The 21,870-nt window shown below is 39.0% G+C and carries 13 protein-coding genes; 8 read left to right on the forward strand and 5 right to left on the reverse strand.

Annotated elements, in window-relative coordinates; translation table 11 throughout:
• Positions 1–491: 491 nt before the first annotated feature.
• The 3 genes from glpK to M23134_RS37695 all read left to right on the forward strand — a co-directional run bounded on the left by glpK (position 492) and on the right by M23134_RS37695 (position 6,647).
• Positions 492–1,982, forward strand: a complete 1,491-nt coding sequence (gene glpK / locus M23134_RS07870; RefSeq protein WP_002695222.1) for a glycerol kinase GlpK — start codon at positions 492–494, stop codon at positions 1,980–1,982.
• Between the two features lie 253 nt (positions 1,983–2,235).
• Positions 2,236–3,882: a glycerol-3-phosphate dehydrogenase/oxidase gene (locus M23134_RS07875; protein ID WP_002695225.1), complete on the forward strand. Its 1,647-nt coding sequence runs from the start codon at positions 2,236–2,238 to the stop codon at positions 3,880–3,882.
• Between the two features lie 353 nt (positions 3,883–4,235).
• Positions 4,236–6,647 carry a bifunctional aminotransferase class I/II-fold pyridoxal phosphate-dependent enzyme/GNAT family N-acetyltransferase gene (locus tag M23134_RS37695; RefSeq protein WP_002695226.1) on the forward strand — a complete coding sequence of 804 codons (2,412 nt, stop codon included), beginning with the start codon at positions 4,236–4,238 and terminating at the stop codon, positions 6,645–6,647.
• A 221-nt stretch (positions 6,648–6,868) separates the two neighbouring features.
• Here the strand turns inward: M23134_RS37695 and M23134_RS07885 are convergent, their stop codons facing one another.
• Complete coding sequence (locus M23134_RS07885; protein ID WP_002695227.1) at positions 6,869–8,707, reverse strand: leucine-rich repeat domain-containing protein; 1,839 nt, start codon at positions 8,705–8,707, stop codon at positions 6,869–6,871.
• Positions 8,708–9,694: 987 nt separating this feature from the next.
• On the reverse strand, positions 9,695–12,502 hold the full coding sequence (gene leuS, locus M23134_RS07890; protein ID WP_002695228.1) for a leucine--tRNA ligase: 2,808 nt from the start codon (positions 12,500–12,502) through the stop codon (positions 9,695–9,697).
• A 705-nt stretch (positions 12,503–13,207) separates the two neighbouring features.
• Between leuS and M23134_RS40450 the strand changes: the two genes are divergently transcribed.
• From M23134_RS40450 to M23134_RS07905, 3 genes are all read left to right on the forward strand, one after another.
• Entirely contained in the window at positions 13,208–13,384 is a 177-nt protein-coding gene (locus M23134_RS40450; protein WP_082226531.1) for a helix-turn-helix domain-containing protein, read from the forward strand.
• Positions 13,385–14,636: 1,252 nt separating this feature from the next.
• On the forward strand, positions 14,637–15,980 hold the full coding sequence (locus M23134_RS07900; RefSeq protein WP_002695231.1) for a DUF3103 family protein: 1,344 nt from the start codon (positions 14,637–14,639) through the stop codon (positions 15,978–15,980).
• Between the two features lie 111 nt (positions 15,981–16,091).
• Positions 16,092–17,399: a DUF3103 family protein gene (locus M23134_RS07905; protein ID WP_002695232.1), complete on the forward strand. Its 1,308-nt coding sequence runs from the start codon at positions 16,092–16,094 to the stop codon at positions 17,397–17,399.
• Positions 17,400–17,467: 68 nt separating this feature from the next.
• Here the strand turns inward: M23134_RS07905 and M23134_RS07910 are convergent, their stop codons facing one another.
• Positions 17,468–18,388, reverse strand: a complete 921-nt coding sequence (locus tag M23134_RS07910) for a toxin-antitoxin system YwqK family antitoxin (RefSeq protein ID WP_002695233.1) — start codon at positions 18,386–18,388, stop codon at positions 17,468–17,470.
• A gap of 371 nt (positions 18,389–18,759) precedes the next feature.
• Between M23134_RS07910 and M23134_RS07915 the strand changes: the two genes are divergently transcribed.
• The gene (locus tag M23134_RS07915; protein ID WP_002695234.1) at positions 18,760–19,182 is read left to right on the forward strand and encodes a hypothetical protein; all 423 of its coding nucleotides are present in this window, start codon (positions 18,760–18,762) and stop codon (positions 19,180–19,182) included.
• 39 nt (positions 19,183–19,221) lie between these two features.
• Here the strand turns inward: M23134_RS07915 and M23134_RS07920 are convergent, their stop codons facing one another.
• Positions 19,222–20,097, reverse strand: coding sequence for an alpha/beta fold hydrolase (locus M23134_RS07920; protein ID WP_002695235.1), 876 nt, complete (start codon positions 20,095–20,097; stop codon positions 19,222–19,224).
• 14 nt (positions 20,098–20,111) lie between these two features.
• Positions 20,112–21,023: a 16S rRNA (cytosine(1402)-N(4))-methyltransferase RsmH gene (rsmH, locus tag M23134_RS07925; protein WP_002695236.1), complete on the reverse strand. Its 912-nt coding sequence runs from the start codon at positions 21,021–21,023 to the stop codon at positions 20,112–20,114.
• A 209-nt stretch (positions 21,024–21,232) separates the two neighbouring features.
• On the opposite strand from rsmH, the gene M23134_RS07930 reads away from it, so the two are divergent.
• Positions 21,233–21,820, forward strand: coding sequence for a redoxin domain-containing protein (locus M23134_RS07930; RefSeq protein ID WP_002695237.1), 588 nt, complete (start codon positions 21,233–21,235; stop codon positions 21,818–21,820).
• Positions 21,821–21,870: the final 50 nt, after the last annotated feature.

The following is a 21,870-nucleotide window of genomic DNA, read 5'->3' on the forward strand; positions in this document are numbered from 1 at the left end:
GTAGCAGTGGTTTAATGTGAGGCAAAACTGTGAGAGAGGGTATAAGTAGCCAGAGAGCTAAGGCTATAACCTTACTGTGCTGGTTGTTGTGCAGCTCAGGCAATAACGATTTATTGCCTGGAGAATGACTTGTATGCCCTACCTAAGTTAAAGCTTACCTGACAATAGTTTGATTACAAAATAATGTAGGATTTTTTTGCATTGAATAGTTTAGGCTGGATAGTTATTTATACTATGAGGTGTTTTGTAAGCGCATAAAAACAGCCCCTTTGCCCCAAAAGGTAACTTACCCAACTTTACCCATCTATTGTATTTTAGTGATGTATACCTGCATATTCATACTTTAGAGTAAGCTTATAAGCAAAATATTACAGTTTTGCCTAATACGATTGCTTTAAAATACGGCATCTGCTTAAAATGTTGATAATCTAAACCAAAAAAATACCTAAATTGCCCGCCAATTTTAAAAACACCTGACAAGCCAATACACAATGAAAAATAAATACATAGTAGCCCTCGACCAGGGAACCACCAGTAGCAGAGCTGTACTGTTTGATGCCCAAGGAGATTTGAAAGGGATGGAGCAAAAAGAGTTTACCCAAATATTTCCACAAGCTGGTTGGGTAGAACACGACCCCATAGAAATATGGGATTCGCAATGGGAAGTTTTTCGCAGGCTAATGCACGAAAACAAAATTACTTTAAATGATGTGCAAGCTATAGGCATTACCAATCAGCGTGAAACAACTGTAGTTTGGGACAGAACCACAGGAGAACCTGTGCACAATGCTATAGTATGGCAAGACAAACGTACGGCCGACATTTGCGAAGAGCTGAAGAGTAAAGGACTGACTGATTATATCAAAGAAAATACGGGCTTAGTAATAGACTCTTATTTTTCGGGTACCAAAGTAAAATGGATTCTTGATAATATACCCAATGCCCGATCAAAAGCCCAAGAGGGAGAACTATTGTTTGGTACCATAGATACCTGGCTTATATGGAAATTGACCAACGGAATGGTGCATGCCACTGACTATTCTAATGCGTCGCGTACTATGCTGTACAATATCAAAACCCTTGAGTGGGACAAAGAGTTATTGGAAGCCTTAGACATTCCTGCCTCTATGTTGCCTGAGGTCAAAAACTCGTCTGACCATTATGGCGATTTATACTTTGAGGGCGAAAATGCACCGATTACAGGAGTAGCTGGAGATCAGCAAGCGGCTCTGTTTGGGCAAACCTGTTTTGTGCCAGGTATGGCAAAAAACACTTATGGTACTGGTTGCTTTATGTTGATGAATACAGGCAAAGACCCAGTGAAAAGTCAATCAGGATTACTCACTACTATAGCCTGGGGACTCAATGGCGAGGTAACCTATGCCCTGGAAGGGAGTATCTTTATTGCCGGAGCTGCTATACAATGGCTGCGTGATGGTTTAAAACTTATCGATGCTGCTCCTGACTCAGCTTATTTTGCTGCCAAAGCAGGAGATGCCGATGGAGTATATGTAGTGCCTGCTTTTGCTGGATTGGGTGCCCCATATTGGGATATGTACGCCCGTGGAGCTATTTTTGGGCTTACCAGAGACACAGATAAAAATCACTTAGTAAAGGCTACACTGGAGTCGCTTGCTTACCAAACCAAAGATGTGTTGGAAGCGATGCAAAAAGATGCTGAAATAGACCTTAAACGTTTGCAAGTAGACGGTGGGGCTTCTGCCAATGATATATTGATGCAGTTTCAGGCAGATATATTGGGAGTAGAGGTGGAGCGTCCTCAAGTCATAGAATCTACGGCTTTAGGTGCGGCTTATTTGGCGGGTATTTCGGTGGGCATGTGGCGACAAGACGAAATTGCTAAAACCCGTGATGTAGAAAAGTGGTTTACTCCTGAAATAAATCCGGCAAAACGTGAAGAACTATACAAAGGTTGGAAGAAGGCAGTAGAACGTACTATGGGCTGGAACGAAGACAAGTAGTAGTAGGTGGTGCTGCTAATACAGAAAAATGGTTGGTGATTGTGGCTGACTCAGTACATCCACAGCCAACTACTTGTTACTTTGCCTTGCGCAAGTTATTGTGTATCAGATAACGCGTGAAGCAGGCAGTGTATGACTAAAATCAGCTATGTGTAATTACATTCTTTCTTGGCAGCACCAGGTGAAAACCAAGCGCCAAGTACCTACAACCAAGCATTGAAAAGGCGCTATAGACTAAAAGAAAAACAACATAATGAATTTATTGTCATCAAAAAACCGTCAGGTACTATTAAATAAACTCTCTGAAGAGACTTATGATTTGTTATTGATAGGAGGAGGAATTACTGGGGCTGGTATTGCCCTGGACGCAGCTTCAAGGGGCTTGAAGGTAGCCCTGATCGACAAACAGGATTTTGCCCAAGGTACCAGTAGCCGATCTACCAAATTGATTCATGGTGGACTACGTTATTTGAAACAAGGAGAAATAAAACTGGTAAAAGAAGTGGGTAGCGAACGAGCCATTGTGCATAAGAACGCCCCACACTTGGTCATTCCTGAAAAAATGCTGCTCCCATTGGTACAAGGGGGTAATTATGGAAAGTTGATGACATCTTTTGGCTTATGGACTTACGATTTGCTGGCTGGGGTAAAAGGAGACGATCGCCGTAAGATGTTATCAAAAAAACAAACCCTTGAAAAAGAACCTTTGCTAAACCCAAACACGCTCAAAGGAGGGGGATATTATGCTGAGTACCGTACCGATGATGCCCGCCTGACTATAGGTGTGATAAAAACTGCGGCAAAATATGGCGCCTTGTGTGCTAACCATTGCAAAGCCACCAAACTGGTGTATAAACGCGAGCAATTGCAAGGAGTAGAGGTAACTGATCAGCTGACTGAACATGTGTTTACCATCAAAGCTCGACATGTGGTCAATGCTACGGGACCTTGGGTAGACACCATTCGCAAAGAAGATAATTCGCTCAAGGGCAAACGCCTTCACCTTACCAAAGGAGTACATTTGGTGGTAAGTCATGAGAAATTGCCTCTCAAGCAATCGTTGTATTTTGATGTACCTGATGGCCGAATGATTTTTGCGATTCCACGTGGCAAAATCACCTACATAGGAACTACTGATACCAACTATAAAGGTAAAATGGAAGAACCACGCACTACCCTGGCCGATGCTGAGTATTTGCTTAACTCAATCAATGATACCTTTCCAGAAGTTAACCTCACACTAAACGATATAGAGTCGAGCTGGGCTGGTTTGCGCCCACTGATCCATCAAGAGGGTAAATCACCTTCTGAACTTTCGCGTAAAGACGAAATATTTGAGTCGGCTTCAGGGCTAATTTCTATTGCTGGAGGTAAACTGACGGGCTATCGAAAAATGTCGCAACGTGTGGTAGACTTGGTAGTGCGTAAAATGAAGCGGAATGACAAATGCCAAACTAAAGATATTACAATTATAGGTGGAGAGTTTGGTTCGGCAAAGGCAGTCAAAGACTATATAGCTCAAGTAAGCCAACAATTAACCACAGAAGGCTTTGAAGATTATATGGCGGGATACCTAGTGGGCACTTATGGAAGCCAAACCAAAGATGTATTGGAAAAATATGCTGCGCAAAAACAAGAAAATCCCCCTTACTCACCTCAATTATGCCTGGCAATGGCTGAGCTACATTTTTGTCTTGAAAACGAAGCTGTACATACTTTAGGCGATTTCTTTAACCGACGAACTGGAAGGCTATATTTTGATATTCACTCGGTAAAAGAGCTCGTAGAAGCCATTGCTCAAGAGCTACAAATAGAGCTTGGCTGGACAGAAGGCATATTGCAACAAAACCGCATTGGCTTGCAAAAGTTGATGGAGCAACTAGAAACTTTTGCCAGATAAAAAGTGACTATAGAGTCTCTTGTTTAAAAAGCTTTTTTGATGAATCATTTCATTGAAAAGGCTTTTTTTTATGGCTAAAAACTGATATTCTCTAAAAGTTAGCAGGCGTTATAAAGTACAATTATACTTTTTTATGTGTGGTGATGGTTTTACTAATAAAATACTGATTTGTAGTGGGTTAAGGTTGTGTGTTGTAGTTTGTGAGCCCTTTTTTTTGAGCTAAGTGTCTTGTAAAAAAAATATTTTTTTTGTATTGAAACGATTACAAAATAAAGTAGCCCTGCTTTATATAAGCGAGTACTCAAAACAAAATCAGGTAAAACAATTCTCTCTCTTAAAAACCACTCATCAAAATGTCAAAAGCATTAGATACATTGAATCAAATTTTAGTTTATGGTGCCAACAAAGGGGTTACCTTGAACTCTACCACAGACAAAAGCTTATCAGGTACTCAGATTACAATCAAAGACCAATCACTTATTAATTTTGGCTCATGTAGCTATATGGGGTTAGAATACCACAACGCCCTCAAAGCAGGAGCACAAGATGCCTTAGAACGTTACGGTACACAGTTTTCTACTTCACGTACTTACCTTTCACTAGGGCTTTATGACGAACTCGAAGCTGAGCTTCATAATATTTTCCAAAAGCCACTAATAGCTACCGCAAGTACCACTCTGGGACATCTGGCTGCTTTGCCGGTAATTATAGAAGAGGGCGACGCAGTCATCTTAGACTTACAAGTACATTCAAGTGTACAAATGGCTACACAAATATTAAAGGCGCGTAAAGTACCTATCTATATTATTCCTCATAACTCTACTGAAGGGTTAGAAATGAAGATCAAACAATTACAGAATAAACATAAAAAAATATGGTATTTGGCAGACGGCGTATACTCTATGTATGGTGATGGGGCACCCCTGAAAGAACTAGAGCGAATGCTCAATACTTACAAGCAGTTCCACCTGTATATAGATGACGCCCACGGAATGGGATGGACAGGTGAAAATGGGGTAGGCTATGTACGTAGCAAAATGGCGCATCACGACAAAATGGTGTTGGCCACTTCATTAAACAAGTCTTTTGCTTCGGCAGGTGGCTTGATTGTGTTCCCCAACGAAGAAATGCGCAATAAAGTAAGAAACTGTGGGAGCACCCTGATCTTTTCGGGGCCCATTCAGCCCCCTATGTTAGGGGCGGCGATTGCATCCGCTAAATTGCACCAAACCTCCACGTTTGAGCAGAGTCAAAAAGAATTGCAAGCAAAGATAGCTTATACCAACCAACGTATTGAAGAGTTAAACTTGCCTCAATACTGTCCTTCTGAAACCCCATTATTTTTTATTTGTGCAGGTACTACTCGTATTATTTGCAATATAATTGACCGGATGAAACAACGCGGCTTTTATCTAAATTCGGCAGGTTTTCCGGCAGTGCCTATGAAGAAAGGTGGGATTCGTTTTATGATTACAGCCCACCATACTTACCAAGAAATAGACGCCATGTTGGTGGCTTTGCAGCGTGAGTATGTATTGGGTTTAGAAGAAGAAGGCAGTAGCATTGCCCACGTAGCCAAAACCTTTAAATTACCTCCTTTTGAGATCGTGTTTGAAGAGCAGGTAACCGAAAAGGAAAGCAAAGAAGATGATACACTACAATTGCACGAAGAGTTATACCGCACAATTGAATCTATAGATTCTAAGGAATGGGACAAGTACTTGGGTACTGATGATGGGTGTCACTCTTACAATAACATTCGTCAGTTACAAATGTCCTTTTCTAATCATCCACGAAAAGAAGACAATGCCCAGTTTTACTTTCATAAAGTGACGGATGAACGAGGTGAAATAGTGACGTTGGCATTTTTTACCAGCGCCTGGGTCAAAGACGATATGTTTGCCGATGCCGAAGTATCGGCCAAGGTAGAAGAAATGAGAATGGTAGACCCCTACTACCTTACATCCAAGCAGGTGGTTACAGGTACTATGTTCTCTATGGGGAAGTCAGTATATATGAACCGACAGCACCCACAATGGAAGCAAGGGTTAGAAAAACTGATTGAGCAAATTCAACAAGTAGTAGAACAAGAAGGTGCCAGCAAACTTATTTTAAGGGATTTTGACCAGACCGAGAGCGAAGATCTAAAAGATATGATGCTTGAGTTAGGGCTCATTGCCTACCAACTGCCCAACAACTGTGTAGTAGAGCATGTCAACTGGAACAGCCAAGAAGAATACTTGCAAACTTTGAGCAGTAAGTACCGCTATAGCCTACGCAAAGAAATTTTAAAATATACCGATCAATTTGACGTAAGGTTTGACAAGCCTACCACCGAACCAGAAAAGCGTACTTGCTTTGAGCTATACAAAAATGTATTTGACAAAGCCTTGGAAATGAACGTGTTTGAACTGCCTTATGCAGTGTTTGAAATGATGTATAATGATCCCAATTATGACATCATTCGTTTGTATCTCAAAGGCAGCGATGAAGTAGTAGGTGTATTGTTTAGTTACCGCAATGGCAGCAGGTATAATGCGTTGGCAGTAGGTTTAAATTATGAGTATGTACGTACCCACAATACTTATAAGCAAATCCTATATCAATCGGTGTTGAGAGCCAATGCACTGGGTTGCATTACCCTTGACCTGGCCTTTACTGCCGAGCTTGAAAAAAAGAAAGTGGGCGCTACGGTCAAGCCTGTGTATGCTTTTGTACAAGCTGCCGAACACCTTAGCCACGCTATATTAGAAACCATTCAGTAGGTAGTATAGGGGCAAGCCCTTAGATACTGAGACATCTACTGATTTTATAGTGCATTGATTTTTAAAGGCTTATAAAATCGGTAGATGGAAGAAATACTAAAAAGCAGGAATTATTTCCTGCTTTTTATGCTGAAGCATATTTAGCCAATATTCTCTAAAGCCTGTTTGGGGGGCAAAATGTTCACTTTCTTTGAGCTGGTAAAAGCAATTGGGCTCAGATTTTAATAAAAAGTAATCTTACAATTAGGCAAAGCAGCCTGAAGCGCCTCTACGTCTTGTTGGTCAAGATCATTCTCGCTTATATCAAGAATAGTCAATTGATTGAAAGCCTTCAGTTCTTCAGTAGAAGTAATTTTATTGTTCTGTAGCTTGAGCGATTGTAACTTGCGTAGATTGACCAAAGGTGAAATATCTTCAATGCGATTATTGCTTAGGTTAAGTTCTGTAATTTTATCCAGTTTACCCAGTGTATTGATATTACTTACCTTATTATTGTTCAAATTGAGTTTTTGTAAACTGTGCATTTTCTCAAAAATGACAGTATCTGTGATTTGATTATGGCTCAAATCTACCTTCTCAAGGTGAGTCAAATCTTGTACAAAGCTGGCATCTATCAAGTACTTACGAGTTATGCTTAGTTCGGCATTGTACAAAAATGCTTTGAGTTTATTCTGCATGATAGAAACATTGTACAATGATAATATTTCTAAATTAGTAAACCCTTTTAATATCCTCAACACCTTAGAATCTATCTTTTTGATAGATATGTAGACCACATTTTTCATCCCTGAGAGCTTCAGGTTTCCAAATGGCTGGTTCGTCACATTGGTGCTGAGCCGAAACTCCCCATCTAACTGAATAGCCCTGTCATAATACATCTCTTGCAAAAAAGCCTCGGTTTGCTCTATGCCATCAAAATTTCCATCCTTGATGAAAGCATCATTCTCGAAAGCCTCTAGCGCGAGAAAGTATTCCAGAATAGATTTATGCGAAAACTTATAACGCCCCTGTACGTCACGGTTGAGCAACGAACGACTTTTGAGCTCTAGTTCCTGGAGGTCAACCTCTTGTTGTCGGGCAAAGTGTAACACCTCATTACCCTCAATAAAAAAACCTTCTCGTTTTTTATGGTTTTCGTAAATGTTGTTGGCTATTACCCGCGAAAATTTATACAATTGTTCCTGGTACTCTTGCTTGCCCTTAGGGCGACGTTGCACCTCCCGGTGAATCCATTTTTTGATCAGCTCCTGGTAAATCTGGTAAGTACGTTCATATTTTTGACTACTTTCAATCAAGTCGTCTATATAGCTTAGCAGCATAGGGCGCACCATCAGATTGGGCGATTGTTTGACTATTTCTTCGGCTTTCTGTTGTTTTTTCTTTCTAAAGAAGGAATACTTCTTTTTGAGGTATTTTTTAATATCCAAGTCATCAAAGGGAGAAATATACAGTTTGCGAAAAACATATTCTCCGCCATTATCACCAAACTTAAGTACCCCTGTTTCTTTAGGCTCTTCTACCTCTGAGGGGAAAAACTGCGTGCGACAAGTGATGATGATTTCTTTGAAATCATTGGCTTTTTGCAAAATAAGCTTCAACCTCGATTGATAATCTTTGATGGCGTGATTGTCTTCATCAAATGCATCGAGCAACAAAATCGTTTTTTTTCGTTTGTGAGGTTGTATTTTGTCTATTTCTGTCAATGCATCGGGGTACCCCAAGGGAATAAGTTCAATATTATCTGCCCCATTTTTTTTTATATAAGTAGCATACAAGTTAATCATAAAAGTTGTCTTACCCATCCCAGAGTCTGCCATAATAATAAAGAAGCGGTCAGTCTGACTCTTGTTATTAAATACCTTATCCATAAAAAATGGAATCAGACTCTCCTTAGTAGCAAAAGCGTGTGTATGTCCAGGTTCGTGTTCTTTCGATGGTGCTATATTCTGGCATTGTGTGGGCACATAATATTCTGTGGCCTTTTTGATGTCATTGCGAGAATAAAAAGGGGCTAGTTGTTTTTGTAACTTCTTTTGTAATAAACTTCTAAATCCAAGCATAAGTCCTATTCTTTGCTGTATTCTCTTTGATGGTTATGATATAGTATGTTAAAAAAAATGCCAAAAAAAGATAAACCCCTCCTACAAATCGCAATTTTTGGCAATTACCAGTTTTGACACCCCACAATACGGGCTTCTCATGGAAAATCATAGATCAATCAAAAATCACTAATAAAAAGCTAAAAATGAAGTGCTTGAATAATTTTTATTTTAAAAACAAGTACCAATCTATAGGGAGGAAGCAAAAAGTTATATTAATCTGAGTTGATTTTAGTTTTTGCTGTACTTCAAAAAATGATCATAGTCATAACTAAGCAGGTTTTTAGATATATATGAGGTCTTTCAAGAAATTTTATACTACACAAGTTTTAAAATATGTCAGGTAGGACTAATATTTTTCTAAAAACCATGAAACAGTCTCATAAATCAAAAAAGCACCAGATAAAATTACCTGATGCCTTTTTTGAAAAATAAATTTATGCGAATTTTTTTCTAAGGAATGGTGTAAAAATAAAGTTCTATAGTAACGCCAAAATATTTTGTTGTCAGGAGAGGCAATATCCAGTGGATGTTGAGCCAGCCCTGCGGGACGGCGTCATAGCAGCGCTACGTCAAGTTTTTTTAACGAATTCTGTCAGCGAAATATGACGTTAAAAATGTAAATTTATTTTAGTACTATTCCTAATTAACCCAAGTTGCAGTATATAAACTGTAAAAACTTAACTTCCAGCTATTTATATATTTCAGGTGCGAATATAACTGGCACTTGAAGCTTGTACCTCGCAACTTCAATTAATTAACTACCCTATTAGCGCTGTGGACTTCCATCTGCCGATTTTATAAACCGCTAAAAATCAACGTCCTATAAAACCGGTAAGTTGCTTGTAGAGCAGCGTCAAACTTGAAGCTTATCGCTAAAAGCACCGATGTGCATCGGCATCTAAGGACTTGAGGCTGTAGAAGCTATCGACTGAATACTGTCAACTACTATATCACTACATTTACAATGCGCTTGGGTACCACGATTACTTTTTTAGGTGCTTTGCCCTCTAACCACTTCTGTACAATCTCATTGGCAAGTACTTGTTTCTCTATATCACCCTTAGGCATATCTAAAGGCACATTAATAGTGGTACGTTTCTTACCATTGATAGAGATAGGGTATTCAAACGAACTCTCTTGCAAATACTTCTCATTGTGTGTAGGAAAGTCAGCCAAATGAATACTGGTTACGTGTCCCATTTTTGCCCAAAGCTCTTCAGCAATGTGAGGGGCATAAGGAGCTGCAATCAATAATAAATTCTCCAGAATCTCGTGCTTGTTACACTTCGCATCGGTCAATTCATTCACACAAATCATCAAGGTACTTACTGGAGTATTAAAAGAAAAACGTTCCAGGTCTTCTGTTACCCGCTTGATAGCCTTATGTATAATTTTTTGTTCAGCATCGGTAGATGTCCCCTGGGTAGTATCAAACTCCCCTTGATCGTCAAAACTATGGAACAAACGCCACATCTTTCTGAAAAACTTATGTACCCCATCAATCCCTTTAGTATCCCAGGGCTTTGACTGTTCCAATGGACCCAGGAACATTTCATAACAACGCAAAGTATCAGCACTGTAGTCCGCAATTACATCGTCAGGATTAATGGCATTATGATAACGTTTCCCCATTTTTTCTACCCTGCGGTCGCAGTAAAAACTACCATCAGCATCGGCTACAAATGTGGCATTTTTAAAATCTTCTGGTTTCCATTCACGTAGCACATTCAAGTCAAGTGTATCTTCACCCGTCAGCGCTTTCACTGTTACATGAATTTCTACCAAGTCTTCAGCCTTATATGTGCCCTTTTGTTTGGCAGATATATATTTACTGGCATCTTCTTTTAACCTGTAGATAATCGCCGAATTACCCTGGATCATTCCTTGGTTAATCAGCTTTTTAAAAGGCTCACCATAAGGCAAGAAACCACGGTCGTTGAGAAAGTGTGCCCAAAAGCGCGCATACAACAAATGTCCCACGGCATGTTCGGTACCTCCAATATATAAATCTACCTGATTCCAGTAAGCAGCTTTTTCTTTATTTACAAACTCTTCTGCATTTTGGGCATCCATATAACGGGCAAAATACCACGAAGATCCTGCCCAACCTGGCATGGTCGTCAACTCGTAAGGATATTGTCCCTGATACAACCAGCCCTTGGCCCTGCCCAAAGGAGGGTCTCCATCAGCTGTAGGTTTATATTCGCTTATTTCGGGTAGAGTCAAAGGCAACTCTTCCTCTTTAATCATATAAGGCAGGTCATTTTTAAAATAAGCTGGTACAGGTTCTCCCCAATAACGTTGGCGGCTAAATACTGCATCACGCAAACGAAAGTTTACCTTACCTTTGCCGGTGTCATCTGCTTCAGCTTTTTTTATCACTGCCTGAATAGCCTCCAGACAAGTCATTCCGTTCAAAAAGCCCGAATTAATCATGACATCGTCTTTGGTAGGGTTCGCCTCCACTACTTCACCTTTTTCATCCAACCGAGTACTTTTTACTACAGCAGTTACTGGCAGGTTAAAATGGCGGGCAAAACGGAAGTCGCGTTCATCGCCTCCTGGTACCGCCATTACTACGCCAGTACCATACCCAGCCAAAACATAGTCGGCTACCCATAAAGGGGCTTTCTCGCCCGAAATAGGGTTCATCACATACGAACCAGTAAATACACCAGACACTCGCTTCACCTCACTTTGGCGTTCACGTTCCGAACGGTTTTTAGCCATTTCTACATAAGCTTCTACTTCAGCCTTTTGCTCAGGAGTAGTCAATTGTGCTACCAAATCGTGTTCAGGAGCCATCACCATAAAGGTTACTCCATAGATAGTGTCGGGGCGGGTAGTAAAACAGGTCAAAGTAACCTCATGTCCATCTACTTTAAAGTCCATTTCGGCACCGTGTGACTTACCAATCCAGTTGCGTTGCATTTCTTTCAAAGGGTCAGACCATTCTATTTTATCCAATCCTTGCAACAAGCGATCGGCATATGCAGTAATGCGCATAGACCATTGCTTCATTTTTTTGCGTTCTACCGGGTGGCCACCACGTTCCGATACACCGTCTTTAATTTCATCGTTTGCCAATACTGTTCCCAAGGCTGGACACCAGTTTACTACTGAGTCTGCCACATACGTCAGGCGGTATTGCAACGATATTTTATATTTTTCTTCTTCAGTAAAAGCCTTCCATTCTTCTGCTGTAAACTCAACCACGTCTTCGTCGCAAGCCGCATTGATAGATTGATTGCCAGTTTGCTCAAAAGCCGCATACAAGGTATCAATAGCTTCGGCTTTATTGGTGTCATAATTAAACCAAGAGTTAAACAGTTGCATAAAAATCCACTGAGTCCACTGATAGTACTCAGGGCTGGAAGTCTGTATTTCACGACTCCAGTCAAAGCAAAACCCTAGTTTTGATAACTGACTTTTGAAAGTCGCAATGTTTTGTTCAGTAGTAACGGCAGGGTGTTGTCCTGTATCAATGGCATGTTGTTCGGCGGGTAAACCAAATGAATCGAACCCCATAGGGTGCAGCACATTAAACCCTTTCATTCTTTTATAACGTGCCATAATATCTGACGCAGTATAGCCGAGGGGGTGCCCTATGTGCAAACCTTTGCCCGATGGGTAAGGAAACATGTCCAAAGTATAATATTTTGGCTTGTTATGATCTATCTCTGTTTTGTAAACATTATTTTGTTGCCAGTATTCCTGCCATTTAGGTTCTATTTGTTTGGGATCGTACACCATTGGTTTTGAACTTTTTTCTTAGAGTATGTTTAAAGCGTTATCCGGGAGCATTGATGCTGAGGTGATATGTTTGATGGGCAAAAACCCTGACACATCATTTATTGTTTCATCATACATTACCCCACAATAGAGGATAATTTTTGTAAAAACTAAAGATTCGTTTACAAAATTAGAAATTTTTTGAAAGCGGTCATTAATCCTTTGCTATTATTGTAGTAAGCTTGGGCAAAAAAAAACTTTGGCGAGCCACAAAAAAAAGGAGATTACACAAGTAGTATTACTTATGAAATTAGCCACTGAGTAGAAGCTTTTTTGAGTATTAATACTTAAAAATTTTAACTATATGATATTTGAGTATAATAAAACCAAGATGGCTTGTGAGGCAAGTGTTTGTATAAGTTGTGTGTTTAATGATGAATATTTGCCGTTTTAGCTTGGATATAGATACTTAATTTCGTTACTTAAATTTTAATTATTCCAAGTTTAATGTTTTTTGAAAGCTAAAGATAGACAAAGGATAGACAATACCTTGTAAAACTCATAAAAAAGGCTATTTTGTTTGTATTCAAGGGTTTATAACTTCTTAAACAAATGATTATAATAATCTAAGGATTGTTCGTATAGGCTTTTTAGCTTGATAAATATTTTATAATTTTGGGCTTTAAATTAAACATTACACTAACCCTTAACTCTGCTATTAAAACAATGAATAAAGTCAAGAGCAGGCAGCAGATTGCCGAGGAATATGGCGTTTGCCGCAAAACTTTGTACAATTGGTTAAAACAAGAGAATATAAAACTTAAACATCGACTTGTTTCTCCAAAAGAACAAAAAGAGATTTATGACAAGCTCGGGATGCCCAATGAGTTAAACTACATTTAGTAGTTCGCAGCTATGTAAAGCATTGGAGAATCAACCAAAAAATGTAAGTTGTGTGGTTATTTTACTAAAGCATTTATCAGAAATACAAATAGCTTAACCCTAATCACATCAGGCACACACAACTAATTTTTTACAAAGATCTTTTGTTCAACGGTTGAGTGAAAGATCTATATCTTGAATACACATTACTTTTATCAAGCCACCAAACACTGTAGTAACTTTGGTAGATAGAATTATTTTGCTACCATGTGTTGTTTACAGCGTTTTCCGCTTTTTTATGTCCTACACAAAACCAATAACCATTTTTTCCTTACCTCCCAAATATCACTTCATTACCTTGTAAAAGATCAGCTGCTAACAAACTTTGAGAAATAGACCAACTAGAAATGTTCGAATGAGGCAGACTATTTTTATATTTAGCGCACTCTTAGGCAGGTTTTCTCAGGCTTACCCACCATTACCCGGTCTTACACGCTGTATTTACCTACTTTTGTATCAATCAATCTCTAAACTCTTGAAAAAGCATAAAGTGTGATATACCTTTTTTATGCTAAGAGTGATTTTGAAGTGTAACAATGTTTAGCATAACGCAGGAGTAACTTTATAGTACAAGTTCATTTTAAAAGTATACTCACAAACTAAAAAGCTGGCAGTTGTTTATAGGCTGCCAACTTTTTTTAAAATATTGTATTTTCAGTACCAGTTATGATCGAAACAGTTGGTTAGTTGAACCCGGTAGTAGGGGCGAAACTGACTATATACCTGACTCGATAAATAGTAGTTGTTTAAAACAAAAAGCCAGCGTAGTAACTGGCTTTTTGTATTTTGTACCCATAGCCCTTTCTTTACTTGCCATTGATAAAGGCTTATCTTTAACTTCTGATGAGTTATAAAGTGTAGCAGGACTGCCCCGCTTTATGAGCATACAAAACCAATCATTCACTTCTCCTCTTATTTGAACCTATCTGATTGTTGTATTTGAGGTGGTAATTGTTGTACTTTTTTTATGCACCTCTTGTTTTACCCATAAGTTCAATTTTTTTCAACATAAGTCCAAGTTGCTTTCCCGGCTTTTTCGGTCTTTTGTAGCACAATAACCAAACAACTCACCCCAATAAAAATGGTACCGACATGGAGTTAAAGGCGTGTAATATTGGGGTACTTAACTTTAACATATTTATCAGAAAAAGCGATTGCCGAAAAGCTGTATAAAAGAGTAGGCATCACTAAACATAACTTATTTTAACCCAAAATGAGAATATTTAATCGTATTAACTGGTTGATTGTGCTCATAGTATTAGGCACATTTGCTTGTACTCAACAAGAGAAAACAGTCACACCTACTACACCTGTTACACCTATTACTAATAAAGCTGAAGTACGCACTGGGCTAGACCAGAACCGTGCTGATTTTGCCAAGGCGCTTGCTCAGTCAATGAGCAATTCAGGAGTACGTGAGTTTATCAAAGACGAAGCTTCCAAAAAGTTTGATGGAGACTTTGATATTCTTTATGGAAAGTCTAAAGATGCTCAAGTTGGCGGGCAAACCCTTGAGCAAACCATTGCCAAACACTTGGTGCCAACCAATGGCCGTGTAAATAAACAAGCGTTTTTGACCGACCTCTTAAACAATGATCCATTATTAAACATTGCGGTTCCTGTAAATATTGAAAACTGGAATACTGCCAGCTATAAGCCTTTAGTAGCCGTATTGACTGAGGCTTATGATGACCAAAAAACCAGTCATATTTTGGCCTATGATACTGATGGTAACGAACACTGGATTGACGCACAAACTCAACCAACGCAACCAGTAGTTGTATTGGGCGGAAACGAGCGTCTAAAAACCGACGCAGAGTTTCAAGAGCGTTTGAAAATGAGACAGTTAGTACCTACGTTGTGTGATGAAATGATGAAACGTCAGGCTCCTTATTATACTACTCCTAACAAAAAAGAGTCTTACTTCTTGATTGAACCTTGCGATGGAGGAGGACTTGGTAGTGGTTCAGGCTCGGGATCAGGATCAGGTTCAGGTTCAGGTTCGGGATCAGGACCTACTACTGATAGCGACTGTTACCGTGATGGAAAGTCTTATGAGCGCCTAAAAGCAATGTACTTTACTAAGTCTGGTTTAAACAAATACGAAGGATGGCCAGCTGGTGCACCAGAGGTAGATGTTCGTGTGTATACTCCAGACGAAAGTCGCAATTATGATGAAGCCAAGCGCGTACGCTTTATTGATAACCTAGAGCCTAGAAAACGCAAAGACATCAAAGATAAATGGTGGGAAGCTGGCAACCTATCTTTACTGTACTGGGACGAAGATGTACACGGATCTGTAATCTATATTCACTTTGTAGAGGATGATTATCAGCCAGGTGTGTCTGTAAAAAGTATCAGTGTAAAGCCCAAGTTTAAAGTAAAACTTCCAGTAGTAGGTGAGGTAGAACTTGCTTTGGATATCAAGATTGAGATCAATACCAAAGACGAAGACATGGGAGGGATGACTATAGATAAGTGTGCTTCTCCTCCAGATACTCGTGGTAGAAGCTGTTATAACCTTAACCAATACTTTTCTTTTGAGTTAAGTCACTAATATTTTATGTGCTAACCTAATAGCATTACCTATCAACAAGGGGCTGGTAACGAATAATTCTATTCCGCCAGCCTCTTTTTTTTGATCTCTCTAAAAGAAATATTCAATCCAATGAGAAAACCATTTATTAGAAATATACTGCTGGCAGTAACACTTACCTACGGTATGCTTGCTTGTAATCAACGACAACAAGAGGTAAGCCCTCAACCTAACGTTGTGTTAAGCAAGGCCAATATTGTAACTGACCTTGATCAGGATATGGCTGATTTTGCTCAAGCACTAGCCAAGTCGTTGGAAAGTGCCGATTTGAGAAACTTTGTAAAGCAAGAAGCGGCTAAAAGGTTTGATGGTGATTATGATATACTGTTTGGTAAAGCAAGCAGTGCAAAAATAGCTGGTAAATCATTTCGCCAATATATTGAAGCTAACTTGCCAACTAATAAGCAGCGAACCACAAATAAGGAAGTATTGATTGACCGTATACTATCTCAAAACCCTTTATTAAATATTGCAGTGCCAGTACATTTACACAACTGGAAAACGGGAGTGTATACGCCTAAAGTAGCGGTGTTGCCTGAGGGGTATGATGATCGCACCACTTCACACATCAAAGCATTTGATGCCAGTGGCAAAGCCTATTGGATAGACGCTCAGAATGAACCTGACGAGCCTGTGATTGTAGTAGGCTGGAACGAACGCTTGAAAACCTCTGGCCAGTATCAGCAATATCTCCAAAGCAATAAGCGATTGATTGCTTTGTGTGAAGAAGAAATGAAGCGAAAAACACCTTATTACACTATGCCCAATGGCAGAGAGTCTTTTTACATCATTGAACCTTGCGATGGTGGTGGACTTGGTGGAGGCGGAGGTAGTACTGGTGGTTCGGGGCCTACTGGCGGAGACCCTAACCCCGGTTGCTATCGTTCTATTGACAAAGTAGAAAGACTAAATGGAATGTATTTTACTAAAGCAGGTCTAAACTATTATGAAGGTTGGCCAGCAGGTGCTCCTGAGGTAGATGTGCGTATCTTTGTAGGTGACATAGCCCATAACTTTACAAAAGAAAAGGAAGTTAGGTTTTATGACAATTTAGAACCAAGGAAACGCAAAGATATCAAAGACAAGTGGTGGAATCCTGGCAATAAGTCTTTGTTTATGTGGGATGAAGACAAGGTGGGGCAAGTATTTCTGGCGCACTTTGTAGAAGATGACCAACAAATCAAGATTTTGAACAGAGAAATCCCTATTCCTATCAAGTTTATCCCTTTTGTGAATGTAACTGTGACCATTAAAATTGATTCACGTGATGAAGAAATAGGGTATATGATTGTAGATCAATGTGCAGCTCCTCCCGACACCAAAGATGGGCGGGCAAGCTATAATGTAAATCAATACTTTTCGTTTAGCCTGAGCCGATAGTATGACCATAAAAAAAGCCGATCATTACGATCGGCTTTTGTAGTTGTATGTAAACGACTCAGTGTTTTCTATTTTCTTCCTTTTTTATAATCCCTGGTATAGTCATAAGTCTGTTGTCCTCTGGCGTTCCAGCGATAAAGATCAAATGGTGTTTCTTTTTTGTTATAAAGCGTTTGATAAAAGCGATTGGGGTATTGCTCCATTTTTTTACGGTTTCCACCTTTATAATAATAAGTCCAGCGCTTTATTTTTTGGTTGTATTGATACTTCCCTTTGATGGCTATCCTGCCGTTGTCATAAAAGAAATAATACATCCCATGTTTTGTCTTATGATACATCGGAATCACTTCTTTTATTTTTTGTCCATTACTACCATCATAGTAGCTAATTTTGGAGTTTTTTCGCCAACCCCGGTTATACTTTTCTTTGGTTAATAAGATGTACTTACGGTCAAATTTTTCCCAGGTGCTGTGTTTCATACCCATAAAAAAGTAACCTTTTTCCCTCAGTTTTTTATTGATTTGTTTACGGTATAAACCGTGCAGTAAGTATAGTTTATCACCTTTTTTGAGGCGAGCCCTTATTTTTGCCCATTTAGCTGAGCGTACCCTGCGACGCTTGGCGTCATAATAATAAATTTCTTGTACATATTTATCGCGGTCTTGCTCCAAGTCAGGCCATTCATCCAAATACCTTACAATTTCTAGTTCATAACGCCTGGAACGATTTCGAACGTAGGTTTTTTTAGTACTATACCCAAACCAACGCTTTTTATCACGCTTTTTCTTTTTACGTTTCTTTTTTTTACGCTTCTTTTTAATCCCCAGTAGTTCGTCCTCTTCTGTATCCAGGTCTATCTCTGGAATACTATCTGTTTCCAATACATCTTTTTTGTTAGGGGTAGGAGTTTGGGCTAAAGTGTAGGGAGCCACCCCTCCAAGTAATAAAGTAAAAATAAATGCAGAAATGAAGTACTTATATCGATACATGTGATGGTAAAAATTCTATAGTTTAAACTTTATAATACTTTGTGTGATCACTATACTCTATACGTGTTGTGGTACAAAATTATGGAAAAAATAATCCAGATACTTGAATCCTTTTAAAATATATTTGGGAAAATATAACAAATTCAAGATATGGTAAGTGTGTTAACTTATTCAAATACTCACAGCTAGAATACTTAATAGTAAACTTTTCAAGTGTTCTAATTATTGTATAACCTCAAATTCTCATGAAGTCAGATAAGTAAATGATTTTGAATTATTCAGGGCAAAACAGGAAGAAATATTGCTTGATTTTTGTTGTTCGAAAAGATTAAATTTTAATATAAGTATTTCTATAATTTAACCAAATAAACATGCCAAGTGAACAAGTGTTTAAACGAAAAGCCTTTTCTTATATTTCTAAGTTTTTTGTAGTTGTAGCATTTACCTTTAGCTTGTCAGTAGACCTAAACTACGGCTCTAGAGAGCTATTCCCTGGTTACAATATCGTAATGTTTGCAATGATTATATTGGCACTAATAATGGGAATTTGGGAGGCAACTACCCCACTGGTAACTTTACAAGGCAATCAATTAAGTGTAAACTTAACGCTATTTACAGGTAAAAAAACCATAGACTTAACCAAGGCGGTAGATGTAAGCATAAACCCTCGCCAAACCTTGATGACCTTATCTGATGAAGAGGACACAACTTTGCGTATACCATTAAGCCTTATACAAGGCGCAGCCAACAGAGATAATCTGATTGATATTGTGAAAGAAAAATTAGAAGTTTAAACAGGGTATAAAAGCAACAATGTGGTATGATGAAGTAGCTTATGGCCCAAATGTCTCAGGAGTTAAAAATTTATACAGGTCAATGTTAAAATGAGAGGGTTGTTCATACTGTAAAAAATGCCCTGCCTTATTGTATAACACAAGCGTGCTTGCTCTTATTTGCCCTGCTCCCTTCCTGGCAACTTGTTCACTGAACAAATGAGGATGCAAAAACTTGTTAGGAATAAGCTGATCATCTTTTCCAAAAAACACAAGCGTAGGTAGTGTAAGCTGGGGCAAAAGGTCAAATACAGGAGCCTGCACCATACCTCTTACCGAGTTGGCTAATATTTGGTGTAAATAAGGGTTAGAGGCAAGCGAAAAAAAATCCCTGTTTAAATCCTGTAGCTTTGCGATTTCCTGAGGTTCCAAATCATAGAAATAGTTCTTCAAATTGAGCACCCACCTAAAGTACTGTGAACTGGCTATTACATGGCCAGGAGTAAATCGCGAGAGCCACTGTTTTTCAGTCTCATTGAATGTCTCAAACCCTGCTGGTGCCACCAGCACCAAGCGTGAAAATAACTTAGCATACTGCAAGGCAAGTGTAATGGCGATTTGTCCACCCATAGAATGCCCAATCAATACTACATCTTTAAGCGAAAGTTTTTCTATAAACTGCCGTACCGTTTGTGCATAAAAATCTATAGAATAGGGATAGTCTTTTTTTGCCGAAAATCCGTGCCCTGGTAAATCTAAAGCAACACAGCGATAATATTTTTTGAGTATGTGAATGTTCTTCTCCCATACAGGTATATGACTGGCAAAACCATGTACAAATAGCAAGGTTTGTGTACCTTCACCTATTGTTATATAGGCCAGGTCAATATGATCACCCACTATCACTTTTTGTATGGGATAAGAATAACTCACCATTGTCTGTATAAAAATTAAAATAACTTCTCAGCAATCCGTAATTTGGCACTTCTTGCCCGGTTGTTTAACGCTATCTCCTCCTCTTGTGCCGTAATTATCTTTCGGTTGATGGCACGCAAAGGTTTAAGAACATTCCCAAACATATCTTTTTCAGCTTCCCCTCTAAATCTTCCTTTTTGGATATAATTTTTCACTGGACGATCTTCCAGCGAGTGATAAGACATGACTACTAGCCTGCCTTGAGGCTTAAGTACCTCTGCAGCCTGCTCTAGCATTACTTCCAGTACTTGTATTTCCTCATTTACCTCAATTCTGAGTGCCTGAAATACCTGAGCAAAAAACTTAAACTCTCTGCCTCTTGGAGCGTGCCTTTTTACTGCAGATTTTAGCTCTTCTACTGTATTAATAGCTGCATCTTGGCGAGCCCTCACTATAGTACTAGCTACTGTTTTGGCATTTTTTAGTTCGCCATACATACCCAAGATCTTATGCAGCTCCGATTCACTGTATTCATTCACTACATCTTGTGCAGTTACCTCAATACTTTCGCTCATGCGCATGTCCAAATAAGCATCAAAACGAGTAGAAAATCCTCGTTCAGGAGTGTCTATTTGGTGTGAAGAAATACCCAAATCAGCCAGAATGCCATCTACCTTACTTACCCCGTACATTTTTAAGTACTTCTTCAGGTAGCGAAAGTTTGCCCTGATTAAGTAAAACCCTGGGTGATCAATTTCCTTGGCTTCTTGCTTGGCGTCAGCGTCCTGATCAAATGCATACAATTTACCCTTTTCGCTGAGTTGCTCTAGTATAGCCTTGGAGTGCCCACCACCGCCAAAGGTTACATCTACATAAACACCGTCAGGGTTGATGGCCAGCCCTTCTATACACTCCTTCAACATGACAGGTTGGTGGTATTTGCTCATAATACTCTCATTATTTAATTTAAACCCAAAAGCAAAGTTAGGTAAACTTAAGGAAAGATAGCAGATAAGCCTGTATCATAATACATTGCTTTATCGAACATATAGGCGGTTTGACATCCTCAGAGTTTTGCATTGTCTAAAATTTTTTGCCTTCTGAGGCAAAAATAAGTATATTTAAGTAATACAATTACAATAATAAAATACGACTTATGAGACTCTATACTGGACAAACTGCCCCCCATTTTTCTACACAAGATATTACTGGCAAACCTATTTCAATCAATGAGCATTTGAAAGAGGAAAAAATATTCTTAGCTTTTTTACGCAACACCAAGTGCCCTTTGTGTAGTTGGCATTTATATCAGTTGTCATTAATCCTAGACAAGTTGCGCGAGCAAAACCTTCGGGTGATAGTAGTATATGAATCGCGCAAACAAATGTTTCTGAAAAGCACTTTCTTTAAAGACAACTTATTAAAACAGCAGAATTTACACATCATATCTGATCCCGACCGAAAACTCTACGACATATACAAAGCCGAGATTTCACCAGAGAAATCTACCCTGGAGGCTTTAAAGGCAGCAGGACGTATGCAAGATATTGCAAATGCCGAAAAAGACGGGTTTACAGGAGATGCCTTAGAGTCTGGCACTCACCCCGATGCTATACCTGCCGATTTTTTGATTGATGAAGACTTAGTGATAAAGCATGCTCATTATGGCAATGATTCTGGAGATCATATTGCGCTTGAGTTAGTAGAATCATTTGCTCAAAACAATACTACAATAACGAAATGATACTGAAAAAATGCATTGTTAGAAGTTTGCTTCAACAATGCATTTTTTCT

Origin of the sequence: Microscilla marina ATCC 23134 (assembly GCF_000169175.1) — a bacterium.
GTDB classification, from domain to species: Bacteria; Bacteroidota; Bacteroidia; order Cytophagales; family Microscillaceae; genus Microscilla; species Microscilla marina.